This is a genomic window from Sinisalibacter aestuarii, from assembly GCF_027923545.1.
Taxonomy (GTDB): domain Bacteria; phylum Pseudomonadota; class Alphaproteobacteria; order Rhodobacterales; family Rhodobacteraceae; genus Sinisalibacter; species Sinisalibacter aestuarii.
Genome location: NZ_BROH01000012.1, coordinates 55,406 through 71,674 on the forward strand (window position 1 = coordinate 55,406; position 16,269 = coordinate 71,674).

General features: G+C 64.8%; 16 protein-coding genes and 1 tRNA gene. 4 read left to right on the plus strand and 13 right to left on the minus strand.

The window, feature by feature from the left end; all coding sequences use genetic code 11:
- Nucleotides 1–49: 49 nt before the first annotated feature.
- Together QMG28_RS16805 and QMG28_RS16810 are read left to right on the plus strand one after the other, a co-directional pair.
- Nucleotides 50–664 carry a winged helix-turn-helix domain-containing protein gene (locus QMG28_RS16805; protein ID WP_281843480.1) on the plus strand — a complete coding sequence of 205 codons (615 nt, stop codon included), beginning with the start codon at nt 50–52 and terminating at the stop codon, nt 662–664.
- Nucleotides 661–1,875, plus strand: coding sequence for an MFS transporter (locus QMG28_RS16810; protein WP_281843481.1), 1,215 nt, complete (start codon nt 661–663; stop codon nt 1,873–1,875). Before QMG28_RS16805 ends, QMG28_RS16810 begins: the two co-directional genes overlap by 4 nt.
- A 1-nt stretch (nt 1,876) precedes the next feature.
- On the opposite strand, the gene QMG28_RS16815 is transcribed toward QMG28_RS16810, so the two are convergent.
- From QMG28_RS16815 to QMG28_RS16845, 7 genes are all read right to left on the minus strand, one after another.
- On the minus strand, nt 1,877–2,644 hold the full coding sequence (locus tag QMG28_RS16815) for an ABC transporter permease (RefSeq protein ID WP_281843482.1): 768 nt from the start codon (nt 2,642–2,644) through the stop codon (nt 1,877–1,879).
- Complete coding sequence (locus QMG28_RS16820; protein WP_281843483.1) at nt 2,641–3,438, minus strand: ABC transporter ATP-binding protein; 798 nt, start codon at nt 3,436–3,438, stop codon at nt 2,641–2,643. Before QMG28_RS16820 ends, QMG28_RS16815 begins: the two co-directional genes overlap by 4 nt.
- A gap of 52 nt (nt 3,439–3,490) precedes the next feature.
- Entirely contained in the window at nt 3,491–4,498 is a 1,008-nt protein-coding gene (locus tag QMG28_RS16825) for an ABC transporter substrate-binding protein (RefSeq protein ID WP_281843484.1), read from the minus strand.
- 160 nt (nt 4,499–4,658) lie between these two features.
- Entirely contained in the window at nt 4,659–6,038 is a 1,380-nt protein-coding gene (locus QMG28_RS16830; protein WP_281843485.1) for a sensor histidine kinase, read from the minus strand.
- Nucleotides 6,039–7,225: 1,187 nt separating this feature from the next.
- The gene (locus tag QMG28_RS16835) at nt 7,226–8,263 is read right to left on the minus strand and encodes a hypothetical protein (RefSeq protein ID WP_281843486.1); all 1,038 of its coding nucleotides are present in this window, start codon (nt 8,261–8,263) and stop codon (nt 7,226–7,228) included.
- Between the two features lie 451 nt (nt 8,264–8,714).
- Nucleotides 8,715–8,789 (minus strand) — tRNA-Gly (locus QMG28_RS16840).
- 97 nt (nt 8,790–8,886) lie between these two features.
- Complete coding sequence (locus QMG28_RS16845) at nt 8,887–9,402, minus strand: DUF2314 domain-containing protein (RefSeq protein WP_281843487.1); 516 nt, start codon at nt 9,400–9,402, stop codon at nt 8,887–8,889.
- Between the two features lie 174 nt (nt 9,403–9,576).
- Here QMG28_RS16845 and QMG28_RS16850 point away from each other — a divergent pair, with 174 nt between their 5' ends.
- On the plus strand, nt 9,577–10,719 hold the full coding sequence (locus QMG28_RS16850) for an NAD(P)/FAD-dependent oxidoreductase (RefSeq protein WP_281843488.1): 1,143 nt from the start codon (nt 9,577–9,579) through the stop codon (nt 10,717–10,719).
- A 302-nt stretch (nt 10,720–11,021) separates the two neighbouring features.
- Here the strand turns inward: QMG28_RS16850 and QMG28_RS16855 are convergent, their stop codons facing one another.
- The 5 genes from QMG28_RS16855 to QMG28_RS16875 form a co-directional block, all read right to left on the minus strand.
- Nucleotides 11,022–11,828 (minus strand): ferredoxin--NADP reductase, encoded by an 807-nt coding sequence (locus tag QMG28_RS16855; protein WP_281843489.1) that lies wholly within the window; start codon nt 11,826–11,828, stop codon nt 11,022–11,024.
- An 85-nt stretch (nt 11,829–11,913) separates the two neighbouring features.
- On the minus strand, nt 11,914–12,333 hold the full coding sequence (locus QMG28_RS16860) for a DUF934 domain-containing protein (RefSeq protein WP_281843490.1): 420 nt from the start codon (nt 12,331–12,333) through the stop codon (nt 11,914–11,916).
- Complete coding sequence (locus QMG28_RS16865; protein WP_281843491.1) at nt 12,330–13,058, minus strand: phosphoadenylyl-sulfate reductase; 729 nt, start codon at nt 13,056–13,058, stop codon at nt 12,330–12,332. Before QMG28_RS16865 ends, QMG28_RS16860 begins: the two co-directional genes overlap by 4 nt.
- Complete coding sequence (locus QMG28_RS16870; RefSeq protein WP_281843492.1) at nt 13,048–14,691, minus strand: nitrite/sulfite reductase; 1,644 nt, start codon at nt 14,689–14,691, stop codon at nt 13,048–13,050. The genes QMG28_RS16865 and QMG28_RS16870 overlap by 11 nt, the downstream gene beginning before the upstream one ends.
- A complete protein-coding gene (locus tag QMG28_RS16875) occupies nt 14,684–14,989 on the minus strand; it encodes a DUF2849 domain-containing protein (protein ID WP_281843493.1) in 306 nt (101 codons plus the stop codon). Before QMG28_RS16875 ends, QMG28_RS16870 begins: the two co-directional genes overlap by 8 nt.
- Before the next feature lie 150 nt (nt 14,990–15,139).
- Between QMG28_RS16875 and QMG28_RS16880 the strand changes: the two genes are divergently transcribed.
- The gene (locus QMG28_RS16880) at nt 15,140–15,601 is read left to right on the plus strand and encodes an Lrp/AsnC family transcriptional regulator (RefSeq protein WP_281843494.1); all 462 of its coding nucleotides are present in this window, start codon (nt 15,140–15,142) and stop codon (nt 15,599–15,601) included.
- 56 nt (nt 15,602–15,657) lie between these two features.
- Here the strand turns inward: QMG28_RS16880 and QMG28_RS16885 are convergent, their stop codons facing one another.
- A complete protein-coding gene (locus QMG28_RS16885; RefSeq protein WP_281843495.1) occupies nt 15,658–16,161 on the minus strand; it encodes a Hint domain-containing protein in 504 nt (167 codons plus the stop codon).
- Nucleotides 16,162–16,269 lie beyond the last annotated feature (108 nt).

The window sequence follows — 16,269 nt, forward strand, 5'->3', positions numbered from 1 at the left end:
GTGCAAAGGAATCGTTGCAAAGATTTGTTTGCACTATTAGCTTGGGGCTATGACAGATGCGCCCCAGACACCCGCCCGAGAGATTTCGTCGATTGTGCCCGATACCGGCGGGCTGAAGGCACTGGCCCATCCCGAGCGGCTGCGGATGCTGGCGCTTCTGCGGGTTGACGGGCCGGCTACGGCCTCGGGGCTGGCGCGAAGGCTGGGGCTCAATTCGGGGGCGACCTCCTATCATCTGCGCCAGCTTGCGAAGCACGGCTTCATCGAAGAGGCGGAGGGGCAGGGCAATGCGCGCGAACGCTGGTGGCGCGCGCGGCATGAAAGCACGCAATACGATACCGCCGCCGCCGAGGGCGAGGCGCTGGAAGCGGGGATGGCGCTGACCCGGGCGCTGCTCGCCGGGCAGATGCAGCTCTTGCAGGCGGCACAGGATGATTACCCGGCCTTGCCGGAGGAGTGGCGCGCGGCGAGCACCGCGTCGGATGCGGTGATCCCGATGAATGCGGAGGCGGCGCGGGCGTTTCAGGAGAAGCTGATGGCGCTGATCTGGGAGGCCAAGCAGGCCGCCCCCGCGCCGGGCGGCGATCTGCCCGAAGGCGCGCGGCCCTTCATGGTGATGCTGCACGCCTTTCCCTTCCCCGATCTCGGAGAGGCGGGGGCATGAGCCGCCGCCCCTTCGCCGCGCTGGCCGTGGCCCAGGCGCTCTCGCTCTCCGGCACGCGGCTGACGATGATCGCGCTGCCCTGGCTGGTGCTCACGCTGACCGGCGACGCCTTCGCCACGGGCCTCACCGCCTTCGCCGAAATGGCGCCTTACGTGCTGGTCAAGGCGCTGAGCGGGCCGTTCATCGACCGGTTCGGCGCACGGCGCGTGGCGGTGCTGGGCGATCTCGCCTCGGCGCTGGCGGTGGCGGCTGTGCCGCTTGTTGCGCTCACCGGCGGGCTCGGGCTTGGCCTGCTCCTGCCGCTGGTCTTCGTCATGGGGGCGATGCGCGGCCCGGCCGATGCGGCGAAACAGGCGCTGGTGCCGGAGGTGGCCGAGGCGGGCGGGCTGCCGCTGGAGCGCGTCACCGGCACGCTCGGCACCATCGACCGGCTCGCCACCACGCTCGGCGCAGGGGCGGCCGGCGCGCTGGTGGCGCTGATCGGCGCGGCCCCGGCGCTGGCGGTGACGGCGGTGACCTTCCTCGCCTCGGCGCTGGCGGTGGGGGCGGGGGTGGCCCAGAGCCAGCCTGCCGGGGCAGAGGCGCAAGCCGGCTACCGGCGCGCCTTTACCGAGGGCTGGGCCTTTCTGCGCGGCGATCCCGTGCTGCTCGCCATCGTGGCGATGGTGGCGATGACCAACCTGATCGACCAGGCGATGATCACCGTGCTCCTGCCGGTCTGGGCGCGCGATGTGGGCGGCGGGGCCGGGGCCTTTGGCGGGATGGTGGCGGCGTTCTCCGCCTTCGCCGTGCTCGGGGCGCTCATTGCCACCACCATCGGTGAAAAGCTGCCGCGCCTGCCGGTTTTCGCCCTGGCCTTCCTCATCGCCGGCGCGCCGCGCTTCCTCGCGCTTCTGCCGGGCGTGCCCTGGCCTGTGCTGATCACCGTGCTTGTGCTCTCGGGCTTTGCCGCCGGGTTCATCAACCCGATCATCTCGGCGGTGATGTTCGAGCGCATCCCGCGCCGCCTTACCGGCAGGGTCACGGCGCTGACCTCGGCGCTGTTCTGGGCGCTGATGCCGCTGGGCGGGTTGGCGGGTGGGGCGGCGGTGACGGCGCTGGGCCTGTCCGGCGCGCTCATCCTTGCAGGCACCGTCTATTTCGCCGCCACCATGCTGCCGCTTCTGCTCAGGACCTTCCGCGCGCTCGATGCGCGCCCGCTCGCCTCGTGAGCTATTGCTGCGGGCGCTCGGCCCAGCCGGCGAAGACCTTCTCCAGCGCCACGACGATGTAGTAAAGCACGATCCCGAGCGCTGCGAGCGCGATCAGAACGGCGAACATCAGCGGGTAGTCGGAATTGGTTTTGCCCGAGTCGAACAGCGCGCCGAGGCCACGGCCGTGCGGGCTGACGATCTCCATCAGGTTGGTGCCGATGAAGGCCAGCGTGACCGCCACTTTCAGCGCGCCGAAGAACTCGGGCAGCGTTTTCGGCAGGGCGATCTTCCAGAAGATCGTCGATTGCGAGGCGCCGAGCGAGCGCAGGATGTCGCGGTATTCCGGCTCCAGCGTGCTGAGCCCGATCGAGACCGAGACGGCGATCGGGAAGAACGAGATCATGAAGGCGATCAGCACGGTGTTGAAATCATGCGCGCCGACGAACATCAGCGCGACGATGGGCACCACGGTGGCCTTCGGGATGGCGTTGAAGCCCACCAGCAGCGGATAGAGCGCGTCGCGCATCAGCCGCGAAAAGCCCATGATCATTCCAACCCCGGTGCCGAAGATCACGGCGATGATCAGCCCCACCACGGTGCGCCAGAGCGTCTGCCAGCCCATCGTGAGGAACAGGCTCCAATGCTTTGAAAAAGCGGGAAGAAGATCGCTTGGCGAAGCCATCTTGTAATTCGGCCAGCCGGCGGCCCAGACGATGAATTCCCACACCACCAGGAAGATCACGATGGCGGCTGTGGGCACGAGGATTTTCTGGAGCGTCGGGTTCATTCGGCCACCTCCTCGGCAGACGCGCGGCCCTGGGCGATCTCGATCTGGTGGCGCAGCACGGCGAGCATTTCGGCGGCCTCCGGCGTGTAGAGATGGTCGAGGTCGCGCGGGCCGGTATCGGGCACGTCGAGCACATATTGGGTGCGGGCGGGGCGGCCCGAGAGCACGATCACCTGATCGGCGAGAAAGATCGCCTCGCGCAGATCGTGGGTGATCAGGATGCCGGTGAAAGGTTCGTTTTCCTTCACCTTGTGCATGGTCTGCCAGAGGTCTTCGCGGGTGAACGCGTCGAGCGCGCCAAACGGTTCGTCGAGGATCAGCACCTCGGGCTTGTGCACGAGGGCGCGGCAGAGCGAGGCGCGCTGGCGCATCCCGCCGGACAGCTCGGAGGGGCGCTTGTCTTCAAAGCCGGTCAGCCCGACCAGCGCCAGCAGGTGGCGGGCGCGGTCTTCGCGCTCGGCTTTGGTCAGCTTGTTGGGCACGATCTCGAGCGGCAGCATCACGTTTTGCAGGATCGTGCGCCATTCGAGCATCACGGGGTTCTGAAATGCCATGCCGACGGTGTTGCGCGGGCCGGTCACCACCTCGCCATGCAGCATCACCTTGCCCTCGTCGGGCTTCATCAGGCCCGAGACCAGCTTGGTCAGGGTCGACTTGCCGCAACCGGAAGGGCCGACCACGGCGACGAAGCCGCCTTCGTTGAGCGAAAGCTCCAGCCCGTCGAGCACCGGCAGGGGGCCGGACGGCGTTTTATAGGCGTGGCGCACGCCCTCGATCTTGATCATCGGATACATCGGCAGACCCCGTTGGTGGAGCCGCGCAGCCGGGGCCGCGCGGCTCGTCTCGTCACTTCAGCGCGAAGCCGCCCTCGGGCAGATAGGCATCGGTGAAGTAGAGCCCGGCATCGGGCGTGGTCTGGAACTCGTAGGTCAGCGCCGTCTGTTCGAGCGCGCTGGCGAAGCGGGCATCGTCGATGCCGCCAAAGCCGTTTTCGGCCACCCAGGGGGTATCGACATTGGCTTCGATGGAGAGCTCCAGCCGCCGGGTTTCCAGCTCGGCATCGGCGGCGGGGTTGCGCTCCATCAGGGCGGGGATGGTCGCGGCCGGATCGGCCACCGCATCGGCCCAGCCCTTCGCCACGGCGGCGAGGAAGCCCTTGATCACATCGGGGTTTTCCGCTGCGTAATCGGTGTTGACGATGATCGCGTTGCCGTAAAGGTCAACGCCGTAATCGGCCATCAGCAGCGTCACCAGATCCTCCTCCGGCACGCCAAGGCGGGCGGTGTTGAGATAAGAGGTGAAGCTGAACCCGGTGATCGCGGCCACGTTGCCCTCGGCCAGCATCGGCTCGCGGGTGGGGAAGCCCACCGGCTCGACCGTGATCGCCTCCATATCGAGCCCGTTCTCGGCGGCGAAGATCGGGAACTGTGCCCAGGCGCCATCGGGGGGCGGGGCGCCCAGCACCTTGCCTTCGAGATCGGCGGGCGTTTCGACGCCGAGCGACTTGCGCCCGATCACGGCAAAGGGCGGCTTGTCGTAGATCATCATCACCGCGGTGACCGGCGCGCCCGGGTTCTGGTCGAGGAAACGCACCAGCGAGTTGATATCGGCGAACCCGACCGGGAAGGCGCCGGTGGCCACTTTCGGGATCGCGTCGAGCGAGCCGGACCCGGCGGCGATTTCCACCGACAGATCGGCCTCGGCGAAATAGCCCTTGTCGATGGCGACGAAATAGGGGGCGGATGGGCCCTCGAATTTCCAGTCGAGCGCGAAGGGCAGAGCGGTTTCGGCGCTGGCGGCGGTCGCGGTCGCGAACAGCAGGGCGCCGGCGAGCGCATAGGGTTTGAAAGCCAAGACGAATCTCCTTGCTTGTGGCGGTCTCGCGTCAAGGTGATCTGCCGGGGCCGGGAATGCCCGGTTTGGCGGCGCCGGACTGCCGCGAATACATGCATCTGGCCAGAATCTGGGCGGGCAGCATGGGCAATGCCCGAAATTCATGCACAGCCGGTGAGGATCAGGCCGCGCCGCCGTCCAGATCGAGCTCGACGAAGAAGGTCGTGCCCTTGCCCTCGTGGCGCACGAAGTCGATCAGCCCGTGATGCGCATCGACGATCCGCTTGGAGATGCTCAGCCCGAGCCCGGTGCCGCCCACCTGCCGGGTGGCGCTGGAATCGATCTGCGAGAACGGCTGGAAGATCCTTTCGCTCGCGTTCTCGGGCAGGCCCATACCCTCGTCCGTCACCGAGATCCGCACCCGGTCGTCGGCCAGCTCGGTATTGACCACCACGCGCCCGCCGGGGTTGGAGAACTTGATGGCGTTCGACAGGAGATTCACCAAAACCTGTTCGATGCGCATCTTGTCGACGAAAACGCGCGTGTCTTTCGGCAGATGAAGCTGGTCGAGCCGGATCTGGTTGGCATCGGCCAGGGGGCGGACGCTGTTGGCCGCATCGGTCACCAGCGTGTCAACATCCACCGCCTCGGGGTGATATTCCATCTTGTCGGAATCGATCTTCTGGAAGTCGAGAATGTCGTTGATGAGCGAGGCCAGCCGGTGGCTGTTGCGCAGCGCGATATCGAAGGAGCCGTTCATCTCGTCCGGCAACTTGCCGAGCACGCCCGAGGCCATCAGGTCGAGCGAGCCCTTGATCGAGGTCAGCGGCGTGCGCAGCTCATGGCTCACCACGGCGAGGAACTCGGCCTTGGCGATGAGCGCCTGTTTGGCCCGTTCATGCTCGACAACCAGCTCGTTGAAATGCTGCATGCTCTGGCGGTAGAGCGTGCGGTGGCCGCGGGCGGTGTCGATGGTGAAGAACAGCACGATCAGGCTGACCAGGAATTGCAGCCACAGCTCCGAGGTCGGCGGCGGGCGCATGATCCACAGATCACGGATCGGGATGAACAGGAAGGCCGCGCTGTAGATCACCAGCCGCAGCGCGAGGATACCGCGCAGCTGGTGATTGTGCAGCGCCGCAAACAGCGCCGCGGCGAGCAGGATGAACATCGGCATGAAGTGGGTGGTCGGCCCCTGCAGCGTGGCGATCTGGATCGCGAACAGGCTGATCGTGCCGGCGCTGAAGGCGGTGTTGATCGCCACCGAGCGCATGATCGGGCCCAGCTCGATCTGGCGGTTGCGCCGGAACGAGCGGATGCGCTGGAACAACCGGTAATCGAGTATCTCCGACACTTCGACCAGCAGCAGGCAAATGAGGGCAACCCCGAGATCGTAGAAGAAGGCGGTAATGACGGCGATGGCCAGATAGATGATCTGGCGTTGCGACAGCAGCGCCATGCCCACATCGGCATAGAAGAGCAGGTCCGCGCGGATATCCTTGCGAACCTTGGTGCCGGATGCGGCCTGGGCTGGCGCCGCCTGCTGCTGCTCGTCCTGCATCTACCTGTTTCTCTCCGGAGCGAAGGGCCGTTTCGGTGTTTTTTCAAGGGGCTGGGATTGGAAGCCGATGTAAATCTGCATGCCAATCTTGGCTCAATTGTGTTCATTCCGAAAAATCGTCGGACAAGATGCCCGGGATTTCCCATTGCTCAGCGACAGTGCCCGGAAAGCAACGCTTAATGAATTGAAACTGGTAATAGGGCCAGAAAACTCTCTTTGGTTGTCTATACCATAGGAGAACATCCCAAGCGAGAGTGTTCACATGCGCGGCGGCAAGGAAAGCCGGGTGCGATGAAACATTGTGCAGGGGGGAGGCGCAGGCCGCGGCAAACAACGGCAACCACCGCGCCGGTGGCCGCAAATCGCTTTGCTCTTGAGAAGAAGACCCATTGGAGCGGGCGATGAGATTCGAACTCACGACCCTTACCTTGGCAAGGTAGGGGTCACAGTGACTAAGCGATTGAAATCCTGTCAGTTGTTATGTCTCGCCTCTCCTCTGTTCACGCGACATCCGTGTGAATGGTCCCATTTTGTGTCTGGATTCGGATCACAACGGAGCCGGTTATCGTTTGCCAGGGTACCACCCAGGGGCACGAGCCGGATGTTCCTACCGTAGCCGGGATCGCTGTGGCAGACTGCATCCATGAAACACTTTCTGTTTTCCCTATTGCTCGCGTCGGCGTTCCCCCATGCAGGCATCGGAGATCCCGTAGTGGAGAGCATACTTGCGGTCTATGAAGCGGAATGCGCTGCTGAACTTGACCGCCAAATGGACAGTGATCCAAGTGAGTATGTCGGCTTGGTCGCGCCATCTGGCTCGGTTTGGGACATTGAAATCGGGTCAGACGGGCAAACAGCCACGGTCGTGCATGCCAACTTCGACTGTCCTGGCTTCGGAACCCTTTGGTGCGGGTCTGGCGGTTGCGACAATCACATTGTAGTTGGCGAAGCGGACTACACATACTTCGGCTATCGCCCGTTCAGTACATCAGATCTAGATGGAAGGCGTTTCGTCATCCTTCCAGTTCAGGGAGGCGCTTGCAGCAGTACCGGGGGCGCAAGGGGCTACACTGCGGCACCATGCTTTCGCGTCGCGTACTGGGATGACAAATCGAGGGAGTTTTGGATGGACAGCGATCACTTAACAAAGGGTACTCCGTTGCACGATTAGATTCAGTGCGGGAGCGTTACTCGCCACGTCTTACAAGAAGACAATGGCTTTCAGTTCGCAAAGCTTGCGGCGTGATAGACAAAATTGGCTGATGCTCCACCGCCAAGAGATAGACGATAAGATTGGAATCCCGGATCACATTCTCGACCGCAGTATCCCAGTGGGGCATGTCGGCGAGAACGCTTCGAACACATGATCTGTACTCTGTGTAGTCTTTCTCGGGCTTGTCCCACTCATAGAGTGGTACACCGTCCCACAATTCGCCGACAATCCTAGGTCCCTGGGACATGCGAGATTGGTACTCGGAATCGCAACCGCTGAAACCTAGCTCGGAGGTGGCAAGTCGTTCCCGCAAACTGACCACATTCAAGCCAAGAATCGAAAGCTCATCTGTCCAACCTTTCATGCACGAGATGTACGCCGTGTAGTCCGGCGTTTCTCTGTCTTGCAGTACGCGAAGGGTTTCTGGATCGTCTGGGAGGTGTGGTTCCGAGCAGAAAGAAGTGAACGAAAGGTACGGTGGCTCCGGGGGTACTAGATCTACTTCATGCGAAAAAAGGTTCGTCGTTTCCATTGTCCCTTTTGAGAGGTCGAGTTGCGAATTGCTCGGCCCTCGTATTTTGTCCACTGTGGGGAGGAACGCCACCTGCCTCGTCGCAAAGTGTTTTCCCCCTAGGTCGAGCAGGCCAAAGCTCTGCGTGGTGATGTATTGGCCCAAAAAAGGCTTCGAGTTTCCTGGGGCGCGAGCTTGATCAAGTTCCGACAAGTTGATTTCGAAAACTGACACGCCGGGAATGTTGCTTATTCCGAGATCTTCATAGCCAACACCATCAACTGGCGTCCATGTCAGGTCCTGTTGGACCTCAAGGGTTGGTGTCCGGTTAAGGAATGATCCACGTTGCAGCCTGTAGAGATCGTCCCCGCAGGCAAAAACCATTTCGTGGATGCGTCGATCACGCAGATCAGCGTAGGCATCCAGAAGCGGCCCCGTGAGTGCGGCTTTGGCGCAGAAAACTTGGATGCTGGCAACGAAAAGAACTGCACGCCCTCGCATTTTCAAGTCCTTTCGGCACTGCACACAGTCTCTTACTGCGAAGCGAATTGCTTTGCATCGGGCAGCCGAGCTCCACACTTGTCCCAAACAAGGTGTAATGGCTTTTGAGCCTTGACCCCAGCGAAATTTGGTCTTTCCAACATTTTCTGCTTTTGCATGTGAAGCAGCCTGCTTCTTGCATCAGTTGATTGTCAATGCACTGCACGGTCAGCTGGAAGCCTGTGTTCCATTGGTCAACTGTGTGGGCTAGCAGGGCGTAGCTCAGGGGTGGAGCATACTCTGCCGATGCTTGCTTCGTGCACCTTGCCAACCCGAACAAAGCGAATCTTGAGGCAGGCCAATTGGTGGAAAACGTTCACACTTCACATCAAAGCCCGTGAACGAACGTTGAGATTTAGGTGAAATCCTGATACCTGCAACGGTACAAGTCATTGATTTTGTGGGAACCCAATGGAGCGGGCGATGAGATTCGAACTCACGACCCTTACCTTGGCAAGGTAATGCTCTACCCCTGAGCTACGCCCGCATCCTTGGGTGAGGGGGAGATATGAAATCCCGCCGGGGGCTGCAAGAGGAAAGTTGTGGCCCCGGCGGATTTTTTCGGTGCGCGCCGGGCGTTGCCCTTATTCCTGCCAGGCCGCCGGCAACGGCGTGTCGGAGAGCGCCTCGCGGATCGGCGCCGCCTGGGCTTCGGGCAGGGTCTCGATCAGCACCCGCGTCGTGTAATGGCCGAAAACCTTGCCATCCGGCCCGACGAGGCCCCAATCGTAGATCATCTCCTGCGAGAAGTGCACCTCGTCGCCGAGATGCAGGCCGGGCATGTTGACCGGCTCGTTGGCGAGCTTGCCGGCCATGCCCTCCTGCGCGAGCGAGATCTCGTCGACCCAGATCACCTCGGCATTCATGTCCTCGGCCTCGACCGGGAAGGCCACCTTGAGCGACAGGGCCGGATGGGCCACGCCAACCTCGTTGATCGCGGCGACGAGCACCCGGCCGAGATGGCTCTGCGCGCTGCGGATCGCCTCGTTCATCGCCGGATCGTCGGAGCCGTAGGAGATTACATCGTCCTGTGCCGAGGCGGGGGCGAGCGCGGCGAGAGACAACGCCAAGGCGAGGGTGAGGGAGGCGAGGCGGAGCATGATATCCTTTCCGGGGCAGGCGGGGGCCGGAGTGGCCTTTGGGCTGGCGCGATCCTGCCCGCGGCGGGCGCGGCTGGTCAACCTGCCGCAGTGCAATTTGCGCCCGGATGCCTAGATCGGGCGCAACAGCTAACATGAACCGCGCCCCGGCGCGGCCCTGGATGGGACCGGACAATGAAACACATCATGATCCTCGGCAGCGGTTTCGGCGCCCTCACGGCGGTGCGCGAGATCCGCAAGGCCCGGCTCGACGCGAAGATCACGATCGTCGCGCCGCACAAGCATCTCACCTATCTGCCGTCGCTGATCTGGATGCCCTCCGGCATCCGCAGCGCGGCGGATATCGACGTGGACCTGACGCGGTTCTTCGCCCGCGAACGGGTGGACTGGCATCCGGGCCGGGTGGCGACCCTGCGCGATGGCGGCCGCACGGTCGAGACCGAGGCGGGCGAGGTGCTGAGCAACGATTACCTGATCATCGCCACCGGCGGGCGCTACCTCAAGAAGCTGCCGGGACTGGCCGAAAACGCGATCATCCCCTGCGAGGGCGCGGCGATGGGCCAGCTCATCCACGACCGGTTGCGCGACATGCGGGGCGGCACCATCGCGCTCGGGTTCGGCACCAACCCGAAAGAGCCGCAGGCGGTGCGCGGCGGGCCGATGTTCGAGTTCCTGTTCGGGATCGACACGATGCTGCGCCGCCAGGGCCGGCGCGACGCCTTCAAGCTGGTCTTCTTCAACGGCGCCGAGCGCCCCGGCCAGCGGCTGGGCGAAAAGGCGGTGGACGGGCTTCTGACCGAAATGACCAACCGCGATATCAATGTGCGGATTGGCTCGAAACCGCTGCGCATCGAACCCGATAAGGTGGTGACCGAGCGTGAGGAGATCGCCACCGATCTGGTGCTGTTCATGCCGGGGCTGACCGGGCCGTTCTGGCTCGACAATACCGAGCTGCCGCGCTCCGAAGGCGGCTTCGTGCAGGCCGACGCGAAATGCCGCGTGGTGGGCGAGGCCTGGCAGGGCACTTATGTGGTGGGCGACACCGGCTCCTATCCCGGCCCCGACTGGCTGGCCAAGCAGGCGCACCAGGCCGATCTGCAGGCCGAGGCGGCGGTGGCCAATATCGCCGACGAGATGGCGGGGCGCGCGCCGGGCCACGCGTTCAAGGCAGAGCTGGTTTGCATCGTGGATTCGGTCGACAAGGGCATCCTCGTGTTCCGCGACATGAAGCGGTCGATCTCGCTGCCGAAAATGCGGCTCGCACATTGGGCCAAGCGGTTTTTCGAGCGCCACTACCTGCGCGCCTATCGCCGCTGAGCGGCGCGCGGGGTGACTGTGCCGGTTAACTTTCCGTTCACCATGGTTTCTGGCAGGGCGGGCCGTTTTGGTGCTTGCCTGTCAGATGGATAGGCGACACTTCACCGGAAAACCGGAAAACCGGAAAACCGGAAAACCGGAAAACCGGAAAACCGGAAAACCGGAAAACCGGAAAACCGGAAAACCGGAAAACCGGAAAGGTGGTTTTCTGGAGGCACTGGGTTGCAGGTGCCGTAGCGTCTGGGCTGCAGACGAAATCGGGGACGCCTGGCGCCCCCCCATCCGGTTCGCCTGTCACCGTTTCAGTCGACGAAGGCTTTTTCCACCACGTATTCCGCCGGCTCCGAGTTTGCCCCTTCGCCCAGCCCGTAGCCTTCCAGCAAATCTTTCATGTCGAGGTTGAAGGCGAGCGAGCCGCAGACCATGCCGCGGTCGGTCGCCGGGTCGAGCCTGTCGCCCGCAAGGCCGAGATCGGCAAACACCTTGCCGGATTTCAGGTTCTCGGTGATCCGGCCCTTGGTCTTGAAATCGTCCCGCGTGGTGGAGGGGTAATAGAGCAGTTTGCCCTCTACCATCTCGCCGATCAGCGGATCGTTTTCGAGGTCTTCCACCAGCTTGCGCCCGTATTCCAGCTCATCCGCCGTGCGGCAGGTATGCATCATGATCACCTGCTCGTAGCGCTCGTAGGTGTCCGGGTCGCGCATCAGCGAGGCGAAGGGGGCGATGCCGGTGCCGGTGGCGAAGAACCACAGCCGCTTGCCCGGCAACAGCGCGTCGAGCACCAGCGTGCCCACGGGTTTGGGCCGCAGGATGATCTCGTCGCCGGCCTCGATATGCTGAAGCCGCGAGGTGAGCGGGCCGTCGGGCACCTTGATCGAGTAGAATTCCAGCTCTTCGTCCCAGGACGGCGAGGCGATGGAATAGGCGCGCAGCAGCGGTTTGCCGTTGTCGTCGAGCAGGCCGATCATCACGAACTCGCCCGAGCGGAACCGCAGGCTTTGCGGCCGCGTGCAGCGGAAGCGGAACAGCCGGTCGGTGTAATGCTCGACCTCGGTCACGGTCTGGGCATCGGGCAGGGTGGGCACGGGTTTGATCTTGGTCTCGGTCACAGCGTCACATCATCCATAAGGGTGGGCGGAGCCCGTCGGCCCCGCCCGTTTCGGCATTCCTATATATGAGATACGGGATTGGGGTCTAGCCGCGAAGCCGCGACTGATGGTCATAGGCCCGCCAATCGGCCCGGAACAGCCAGTGTTCCTCCGGCTGGCGGGTGGCGAGGGCCGCGTCGATTTCGACCTCGTCGAAGCCCGCGCGCCGGGCCATCGCATATTGATCCGCGATCAGCCCCGCGCCGGCGCGCAGACGCCCGGTATAGCCCATCAGGCGCAGCGCCCGCGCCAGGGTGAAGCCGCGCCCGTCGGCAAAGCCGGTGACGGCGACCCGGATCATGGGCGCGGCCAGAATCTCGGCGCGGTGGGCCGCGATGTGATCCTCCGGCACGATCTCGATGCCGCATTCCACGCAGCCTGCCCCCGCCGCGGCGCTTTCAAGGCTGTGGAAGCCGTTCGGCCAGTCGTCCGGGGCGAAGCCGGTATCGGTTACGATCAGGGTCATGGGCGCACCGCCTTTCCGTCGATGAAGTGAATGCCGCATTCGGTTTTGTCCTGCCCCGGCCAGCGCCCGGCGCGGGGTGCTTCGCCGGGCCGGGCGGCCCGGGTGCAGGGGGCGCAGCCGATCGAGCCATAGCCCTTCGCCGTAAGCGGATGGCGCGGCAGATCATGCGCCTCCATATAGGCTGCGATCTCGGTGCCCGACCAATGGGCCAGCGGGTTCAGCTTCAGCCGCTCGCCCTCGGCCTCGGCCAGTTCCAGCTCGATGCGCTGGCCGCCATGGATGCGCTTGCGCCCCGAGATCCAGCCGTCATAAGGCAGGAGCGCGTTGGCCAGCGGTTCGACCTTGCGCAGCGTGCAGCAGGCATCGGTATCGCTCTGATGCAACAGCCCGTCGGTATCGCGGGTGAGAAGCTGCACCGGGTCGGGCCGCACGATCCGGACATTGCTGAGCCCGAGCCGCTCGGCCACCCGGCGCTGGTAGCTCAACGTTTCGGCAAAGAGCATCCCGGTTTCGACGAAGAGCACCGGCACCGCCCGGTCAACGGCCGCGGCCATGTGCAGCAGCACCACCGATTCCGCCCCGAAGGACGAGACCAGCGCGATCCGCCCGCGCGCGGTGAGGGCATGGGCGATGACGCCGCAGGCATCTTTCGGCGCGAAGCGGGCATTGATCTCGGCGGCTGCGTCATCGGCGGTGAAAACGGGCAGGGTGGCTTCATAGGGCATGGGCGGTCTCCTGGTAGAGCGCGTCGATGAAGGGGGCTGGCCCGGTGCGGGCGATGGTCGCGGAAAAGGCTTCGCCGGGGTCACGGCGCAGCGCGAGATAGGCCCCGGCCAGCCGGGCGATGGCGGGCACGATCTCGTCGGCGGCAAAGCCGGGGCCGGCGCGGGTGCCGATGGCCATATCGGTGCCGGGCCGTCCGCCAAGGGTGACCTGGTAGCTCTCCACGCCGCCCTTTTCGAGCCCAAGGATGCCGATATCGCCCAGATGGTGATGGCCGCAGGCGTTGATGCAGCCGGAAATGCGGATCGAAAGCGCGCCTGCCTCGCGGGCGATGCCGTCGAGCGCGCGGGCGATCTCCTGCGCCACCGGGATGGCGCGCGCGGTGGCGAGCGAGCAGTAATCCATGCCGGGGCAGGAGACGATATCGGTGACCAGCCCGGCATTGGCGGTGGCGAGGCCGGCGGCCCTCAGCCCGGCATGGAGCGCGGGCAGGTCGGACAGATGCACATGCGGCAGGATCAGGTTCTGGTCGAGCCCGGCGCGGATATCGCCGTAGCCGTAGCGCTCGGCGAGGTTGGCGACCGCGCGCATCTGCGCCGAGGTCGCATCGCCCGGCACGCCGCCCACCGGCTTCAGCGAGATGATCGCGATGCTGTGGCCGGGGGCGCGGTGGGCGCGCAGGTTGGTGTCGGCCCAGGCGCGAAACACCGGATCGGCTTTGCGCGCGGCGTCGTAGCTGTCGGTGGGCGCGTTGCGCAAGGCGGGCGAGGCGAAGCGCACGCGCAGCTCTGCCAGCACCGCCCGGTCGGCGCCCCGGAAGGCCGGCCGGAGTGCTGCGAAGCGGCGCTCCACCTCGGCGCGGAACGCCTCGACGCCCTGTTCGGCGAGCGTGATCTTGATCCGCGCCTTGTATTTGTTGTCGCGCCGCCCGGCGAGGTTATAGGCCCCGAGCACCGCTTCGAGATAGGGCAGCAGATCGGCTTCGGGCAGGAAGTCGGCAAGCACCTGACCCACCACCGGCGTGCGCCCGAGCCCGCCGCCCGCGAGCACCGTGTAGCCGCGCCGGCCGTCGCGCTCGGTGATGCGGATGCCGAGATCGTTGGCCGCGGTGATCGCGCGGTCCTCGGCATTGCCGGTGACGGCGATCTTGAACTTGCGGGGCAGGAACTGGAATTCGGGGTGATCGGTGGACCACAGCCGGATCAGCTCGGCCACGGGCCGGGGATCGGCCACCTCGCCGGCGCCCGCGCCCGCGAACGGATCGGCGGTGACGTTGCGGATCGTGTTGCCCGAGGTCTGGATCGCGTGCAGCCCGACCTCGGCCAGACGGTCGAGCATGTCGGGCACGTCGATCAGCCGGGGCCAGTTGAACTGGATGTTCTGGCGGGTGGTGAAATGGCCATAGCCCTTGTCCCACCGTTCGGCGATATCGGCCAGCGCGCGCAGCCGGGCGGGGGTGAGCGTGCCATAGGGCAGCGCCACGCGCAGCATATAGGCGTGAAGCTGAAGGTAGAGCCCGTTCATCAGCCGGAGCGGGCGGAATTCTTCCTCGGTGAGCGATCCGTCGAGCCGGCGCGCGACCTGGGCGCGGAATTCTTCGGCGCGGCGGGAAAGGTAGGCGGCATCGTCAAGCATGGTCTGCGCCCCAGCTCACCCGCGCCGGGGCCGAGGGGCCGCTGGCGCGGAAGGTTTCGCGGAAATGGGCGGGCTCCGGCCCGCGCAGGCCGGGCCGCGCCGGGGCAAGGTAGGGACCGACCGCGATGTGACCTTCGGCCTCGGCGGCGCTCAGCCGCGCCGCGGCGGCCCCGGCATCGGTGATGAACTCGGCCTGCTCGGGCGCCTGCACCCAGCGCCCCTCGGCGGTGCGGTAGATCACCCGGCCGGTGGCGAGGTCATTGGCGCTGACGAAGCCGGGATGAAAGGCTTTGGCCATCGGAATCTCCTGTTCGCGTTTGCTCTTGCGTTGCTCATGAAAATAGAACAACGTCCCGAAACAGCGCCAGTAGCTCGGACAAATAAGAACGTTTGTTCCAAATTCCGTGCGATGACAAAATGAACCGCCACCAAATGGGAGGGCTCAGGAATGGATGTGCGTCTCGACGCGATCGACCGGAAAATCCTTGGCGAGCTGCAGGAAGATGCCAGCCAGTCGCTGGACGTGATCGCCGCCAAGGTGGGCTCGTCGAAGACCCCGGTCTGGAACCGGATTCGCAAGATGCGCGAGGCTGGGGTGATCGGGCCGCAGACGGTGATCGTGGATGCCGAGAAACTGGGGATCGAGGCCTGTTTCTTCGTGCTGGTGCGCACCTCCGAGCATGAGGCCGACTGGCAGGAAAAGTTCCTGTCGACCGTGCGCGCGCGCCCCGAGGTGATGGAGGCGCACCGGCTGGCGGGTGAGATCGACTATATTCTGAAGGTGCGGGTGAAGAACGCCCGTGCCTATGACGAGTTTTATCAGGCGCTGATCTCGGAAGTGAAGATCTTCAACGTCACCGCGCTTTTGTCGATGGAAGAGATCAAGTTCACCACCGCGCTGCCACTCTGAAGCTGCGCCGGGCGGCCAGCGCCGCGCCGGTGAGTATTTTTGCAAGGATGAAGCAGCTAACCCTTCGCCTGCACCGGCAGCCGGGCCGAGGCGGCGAGCAGGGTGCCGCCGGCGATCTGGATCACGTGCTGGGCATCGTCGAAGGCCAGTTCGAACAGCCGGGTGGGGGCGGCGCCCTCCAGCCGGGAGATATGCGCGCCGTCGACGAGCCGCCCGGCCTCGACCAGCGCCGTGCGCTTGCCGAACATGATCCGCGCCCGCCAGTCACGCAGCACGATCTGCTGGCGCGCGGCAAGCAGGTAGCTGCGCCCGTCGCCCTGCTGGTCCAGCACCGAGGGGCGCAGGCGCACCACCTGATGCGCCGGTGCGGCATGGACGATCACCCGCGCCAGCGGCACCGCGCCGCGATCCAGCGTGACGACCCGGTCGCCGGGTTCGAGAAATTCCACCGGCAATTCGCCATCGGTGGTGAGGATGCCGGTGCCGGGGCCGAAGCCGGCCCGCTTCAGGGGCAGCGCCACGCGAATGCGCCTTGCGCCCCCGGTCGAAACCTGGGTCATGGGGTACCTGCTCAATATGCCTGTTCTTTTTTTCACAGAGTAGCGCAAGAAACGGTTAACGGCGAGGGATTTTTGCCGCGTTTCCGCTCTCGCCCTGCGGCGGCTTGG

Coding starts and splice junctions, on each gene's coding strand:
- QMG28_RS16865 (WP_281843491.1), bottom strand. CDS start 13,058: ATGCCCTATGAAGCCACCCTGCCCGTTTTCACCGCCGATGACGCAGCC.
- QMG28_RS16880 (WP_281843494.1), top strand. CDS start 15,140: ATGGATGTGCGTCTCGACGCGATCGACCGGAAAATCCTTGGCGAGCTG.
- QMG28_RS16815 (WP_281843482.1), bottom strand. CDS start 2,644: ATGAACCCGACGCTCCAGAAAATCCTCGTGCCCACAGCCGCCATCGTG.
- QMG28_RS16885 (WP_281843495.1), bottom strand. CDS start 16,161: ATGACCCAGGTTTCGACCGGGGGCGCAAGGCGCATTCGCGTGGCGCTG.
- QMG28_RS16805 (WP_281843480.1), top strand. CDS start 50: ATGACAGATGCGCCCCAGACACCCGCCCGAGAGATTTCGTCGATTGTG.
- QMG28_RS16860 (WP_281843490.1), bottom strand. CDS start 12,333: ATGACCCTGATCGTAACCGATACCGGCTTCGCCCCGGACGACTGGCCG.
- QMG28_RS16870 (WP_281843492.1), bottom strand. CDS start 14,691: ATGCTTGACGATGCCGCCTACCTTTCCCGCCGCGCCGAAGAATTCCGC.
- QMG28_RS16830 (WP_281843485.1), bottom strand. CDS start 6,038: ATGCAGGACGAGCAGCAGCAGGCGGCGCCAGCCCAGGCCGCATCCGGC.
- QMG28_RS16875 (WP_281843493.1), bottom strand. CDS start 14,989: ATGGCCAAAGCCTTTCATCCCGGCTTCGTCAGCGCCAATGACCTCGCC.
- QMG28_RS16850 (WP_281843488.1), top strand. CDS start 9,577: ATGAAACACATCATGATCCTCGGCAGCGGTTTCGGCGCCCTCACGGCG.
- QMG28_RS16835 (WP_281843486.1), bottom strand. CDS start 8,263: ATGCGAGGGCGTGCAGTTCTTTTCGTTGCCAGCATCCAAGTTTTCTGC.
- QMG28_RS16820 (WP_281843483.1), bottom strand. CDS start 3,438: ATGTATCCGATGATCAAGATCGAGGGCGTGCGCCACGCCTATAAAACG.
- QMG28_RS16810 (WP_281843481.1), top strand. CDS start 661: ATGAGCCGCCGCCCCTTCGCCGCGCTGGCCGTGGCCCAGGCGCTCTCG.
- QMG28_RS16845 (WP_281843487.1), bottom strand. CDS start 9,402: ATGCTCCGCCTCGCCTCCCTCACCCTCGCCTTGGCGTTGTCTCTCGCC.